Source organism: Providencia sp. wls1922, assembly GCF_009706505.1.
GTDB lineage: Bacteria > Pseudomonadota > Gammaproteobacteria > Enterobacterales > Enterobacteriaceae > Providencia > Providencia lanzhouensis.
In genome coordinates, this window is sequence record NZ_WLUG01000014.1 from 1 (window position 1) to 4,644 (window position 4,644).

4 protein-coding genes are annotated in these 4,644 nt (G+C 34.0%); all 4 read left to right on the forward strand.

All coding sequences use genetic code 11. The features are described 5' to 3' along the window. Nucleotides 1–298, forward strand: a 298-nt coding sequence (locus GKR71_RS00740) for a hypothetical protein (RefSeq protein ID WP_154633788.1), incomplete at its 5' end; no start/stop codon positions are given. A gap of 821 nt (nucleotides 299–1,119) precedes the next feature. Next, nucleotides 1,120–1,746 carry a fimbrial protein gene (locus GKR71_RS00745; RefSeq protein WP_132496229.1) on the forward strand — a complete coding sequence of 209 codons (627 nt, stop codon included), beginning with the start codon at nucleotides 1,120–1,122 and terminating at the stop codon, nucleotides 1,744–1,746. A gap of 222 nt (nucleotides 1,747–1,968) precedes the next feature. Next, the gene (locus GKR71_RS00750) at nucleotides 1,969–2,622 is read left to right on the forward strand and encodes a DUF1120 domain-containing protein (protein ID WP_036954061.1); all 654 of its coding nucleotides are present in this window, start codon (nucleotides 1,969–1,971) and stop codon (nucleotides 2,620–2,622) included. A gap of 39 nt (nucleotides 2,623–2,661) precedes the next feature. Continuing rightward, a partial coding sequence (locus GKR71_RS00755; RefSeq protein WP_154633789.1) for a fimbria/pilus outer membrane usher protein occupies nucleotides 2,662–4,644 on the forward strand: 1,983 nt, incomplete at its 3' end.

Here is a 4,644-nt window from a genome sequence, read left to right on the forward strand (position 1 = left end):
GATCCCTGCCTGTATTGTTTTCACGCTAGTGATGAGAATGATCGGGATGAAGAAATTTATCGCTCCTGTGGTATTGGGCATGATGAGCTCGATGTTTATCAGCATGATGGTGCTTATTCCGCTGTTATTAATCTTCCGCTTCGATAATATTCCAAAAGCGATGTTAGTTTGGATGGTGGTTCTAGGAAGCTGTATTGTCTTTTTCTTAACGAATATGGATTACATTGAGATTTGGTCATCAAGCCGAGAAGATAAAAAGAAAAAGAGTGTGACGGCGAGAAAAAAACGGAAAAAATAAAAGGCGTTTTTTACTATTGCTTACATTATATATGACTGTTTATGGATTACGTTTAAAAAGGATTTATCAAACTATGGATAAACATGACTATAATTCACTATATTGAAAAGAGCTTGCGGGATAAATTAATACCAATCATTTAATTTTTTCGTATTTTGATGCTCTTAATATGATGGGTGAGATAAACTATAAAGATAAAAAAACTAAAAAAACACTAACAAAGAGTAATATGTTAGATATAATTTTGTTCAAATCTAAACAAATTGTATAGTTTTCACAATTTACACTATATGTGTGTAAATTTGGTCTTTATGTATTGTGCTCTTAATGCTCTGATTTTTATGAAAATAAAAATATTTTTCTATTTTTTTGTCAATTTATTGTAAGTTATCCTTACGCCACAAGTGTGTTAAATTGTAACTTTTCACTAATAAGAACGAATAAAAAGTTTTTTTAGAATAAAAATCTGTATTTTTATTCTTTATTTGACTGGTTTAGGTTTATATGTTTGCTGATGATAGTCTAAAAAAGACTGTATCGATTTAGCTATTTGTTTTCTATGATGAAACATACTGAAATACTTTGTAATAAAGTGAATTTAAATAAATTACCTTATTAGGAGTAATTCAAATCCTAAAAATATATGCTTATAATGAGTCCATCGAATTAATTAAGCTAATGGGGTTTGTTAGCATTAATCGATATTAAAAATAAATAAAACCAACTAAATATATAAAGTTCCCTTGCAGAGATTTTTAAAATCTTAAGGGAAAAGGCTTTTATTTTAATAATATTATTATTTATTCAATAGGATTTATTTCATGTTTAAGAGAACCATAATTGCATTATCTTTAATTGCTGTTTCTAGTGCTACATTAGCAGCTCCTCCAGTTGCAAATATAGCTGTGTCAGGTTCAATTACGCCACCAACGTGTACTTTTAATGGTGTAGAAAAAATTGATTTAGAATATGTATTTGATGTTTCTCCGACTATGTTTCCTGTTTCAGGAAATTTAACTTTGGATGAGAAAACTAATCATATTGAAGTAGTTTGTGATGCGACAACCTATTTAACGTTTACCTCCACAGATAACCGAGCTGATTCTGTATTAATTGCACACGTAAATAACTTTGGTTTAGGCCTGTTTAATACCGATAAAAAAGTTGGATTTTATACTATCCTTGTGAAGAATCTAACGGTGAAGCAAGAAACGGATGGTACACCTCAGACAGTGAGTGGTATAAATGGATCAGGTGTTGCGGCATCAATATTGGTTGATAAAACCAAAAAAATAGGTTGGGGAACATCAGCGGCTGTATTAAGATCAGGAAAAGTTTTTGCAGCTGATCTTGATGTAAAACCGACGTTGAGTGCTGAATTAAAAACCAGTACGGGTGATGCTAATTTAGATGGTGATGCAACATTAGCTTTTGCTTTTGCACTGTAATTCCACGATTAAAATGAATAGATATAAAACTATATCTATTCATTATTTTTATCAATATTAGAGCATTAATATTGGAGAGAATGTTAATGTTCTATTTGATTAATCTATTAATTTTAGAAGGTATTTATTTAACCTTTAAGAGTTATAATCAAAAAGTTTAAATATTGCTCTTTAATATTAATGATTAATTAAGTCTGATAAAAATCATTACCAGAGGAATGTATGCGTTTACTTATAGTCCCAGTAACTAAGGCTATAGTGTTATTAGTCTTAGGGTGTTTGTTTTGCAATAAAATAGCCTATTCGCAGACTATTCAAAATGAAAACTTTATTGGGCAGATTAAATCACCTCCTACATGTGAAGTTATTATCCCTAATGGTGGGGAGTATCGATTTAATCAATTACATGCTCGCCAGTTTGATTTAAATAAAACGACGGAAATCCCAGAATTATCGAAAATATGGCAAATTTCATGTAATACACCTACGTTGCTACTTGTGCAATTTTCGGATAACCGAAGTGAAACATCGCAGATGGGAAATGATAGTTATTTTGGATTAGGTAAAGTGAATAACCAAGGGCGATTAGGTAACTATCAATTAATACTTAGTCAACTCAAAGTTGATGGTCAGGCTGTTGGTGTGGGAGTTGTGAATGGTACGGAGCTACTGCCATCAACCCAAGAGAGTATTGTATTAAAAAGTAAACAATATGCATGGGTTACAAATGAAAACGTAATATCCAATGGAAGCCATTTTGCTGTAAATATCGCGGTGAAACCTATTCTGAACAGCCTTAAAGAGACAAATGGTCCAATTGTTGAGGCTGTGGAATTAGATGGTAGTGCAAATATTATATTTTCATTTGGTATATAGCTTTAATTTTAATAATTTACATTGGAAATAAAAATAATAATGTATAAGAAAAATCATTTTTCTTATTGCCAACTATTTTTAATTTTTATTGTACTGAAGGTAAATAATTCCGTTGCATCTGAAATCATAAAGAGCGAAACACCCTCATCAATTAATTTTGATATCAACTCTTTAAAATCACTAGGGTATGGACCAGAAGTTGCAGAATTTTTTATGAAGGGTAACCAATTTTTACCTGGACACCATGATGTCACCATAAAATTAAATGGCAGTAATGAATATACTGCGAATGTCGAAATCAATGAAAGTGGCAGGTTATGCCTTACTGATGGATTGATGAGCAAACTAAGGTTAAAAAAAATTGATTTAACAGATGGTTGTAATACCTTTGAGCGAGTGTATCCAGATGCGAAAATTGTATTACATCCTAACACGTATCGAATAGATATGGTGGTTGCTGAAGAGAATATTGACCCAAAGTTACAAGGTCGTGAGTTAACGTACGGTGGATTTGGGGTGGTAAGTAATTATCAATTATATGGCATGCATATTAACGGTAATTACAGCCAGCGTTTTTACCAAGGAGAGTTTAAAACAGGAATAAATTGGCAGAATTGGGTGTTGAGAAATAACAGTAGTGTCTCCGTAGGGGAATCAAACTCATATTATCAATTTAATGAAACAGTGCTATCAAAGGGTATTGAGTTTTTAAAGTCCATATTCGATATTGGACAGCTTAATACTCAAGGTATATTTTTTGGTGGTACCCCTATTAATGGAATGCAAATTTATTCTGATAGCTCTTTGCAATCTTCAAATGTTTTAGTCGTGCCAGTGACTGGTGTTGCAAGTTCACCATCAACGGTTGAAGTACATCAAAATGGACGGTTGTTATATCGCACGATGGTGCCTGCGGGACCTTTCGAGTTAAATCGAATTAATAATGTAGTGATTAGCTCGCCTTTAGATGTCACCGTGATACAAGATAATGGGGAGCGACATCAGTTTCAGGTAGTGACTGCAACCAAGCAAAGTGCAGTTTTGCCAATGAGTTATCAGTTTTTTACCGGACGATATCGTAGTCGGGGTGATCAGAAAACGCAGACGCCAATTGTGAGTGGTGTAGAAGTCAGCCAACAATATGGTGTATCAAATTATGCGGTAGGAATTCTTTACTCAGATACATTTCAATCGGTTAGTGGTCGGGTTAGCACATATTTAGATATTGTTACCCCTATTTCGATTGGTATTGGTTTGCAAAGTGCGCGCAATAAAGAAAAGCGTGGGGAGCAAATCGATTTTAATAGTAGTGTTGCGTTTGAAAAAATGACATTAGGCGCTTCGATTTTATATCGAACAAATCAGTTCCCGACATTGGATGACTCGCTATTAAAAAACCATTCTGTTCAGGACTTGCGGGAAGAAACAAATGGGTGGTTTAGTGGTGAATTACAGACCTCCGCGTCGTTATTTGTTAGCTGGGGGGATATGTTGTGGGGGCGCTTTAACGCGAGCATTAATCATAACCATTTTTATGGTGATAAATCCGATAAGGTTTTTTATTCTATCGGTTATAGCAGAAAAATAGCTGATGTATCTTTAAATGTGAATTACCAAACAGGCGATGATCAAGATAGCCGAATTTTTATGAATGCATCAATGCCGTTAGGTAAGAAAAAAAATATCAGCATGCAAAGCCAGCATTACCAGGATAAAAATAGGGTAATGATGAATTACAATCAGCAAGTTAGTGATAATTTAAGATATTCGGTCGGCGCTGGTCGTAATGATGATATTAATACCTTCAATGGCAGTATTAATAATGCTAATGCGTATAGTAATATTTCGTTGAGTGGTTCCATGTCTCAGAATAATACACGCTCTATCACCGTTGCAGCATATGGTGGTCTAGCGTATTCCGATGGGCTATTTGCAACGTCATCCGTACCTTTAGGAGATACCTTTGGCATCGTGTATGTACCGGATGCGCCAGGGGTTAGAGTCAACACGATGGGCAGTGGC

What these genes read in the sequence shown, in the direction of transcription:
- GKR71_RS00745 (WP_132496229.1), top strand. Translation starts at nt 1,120, where the DNA reads ATGTTTAAGAGAACCATAATTGCATTATCTTTAATTGCTGTTTCTAGT.
- GKR71_RS00750 (WP_036954061.1), top strand. Translation starts at nt 1,969, where the DNA reads ATGCGTTTACTTATAGTCCCAGTAACTAAGGCTATAGTGTTATTAGTC.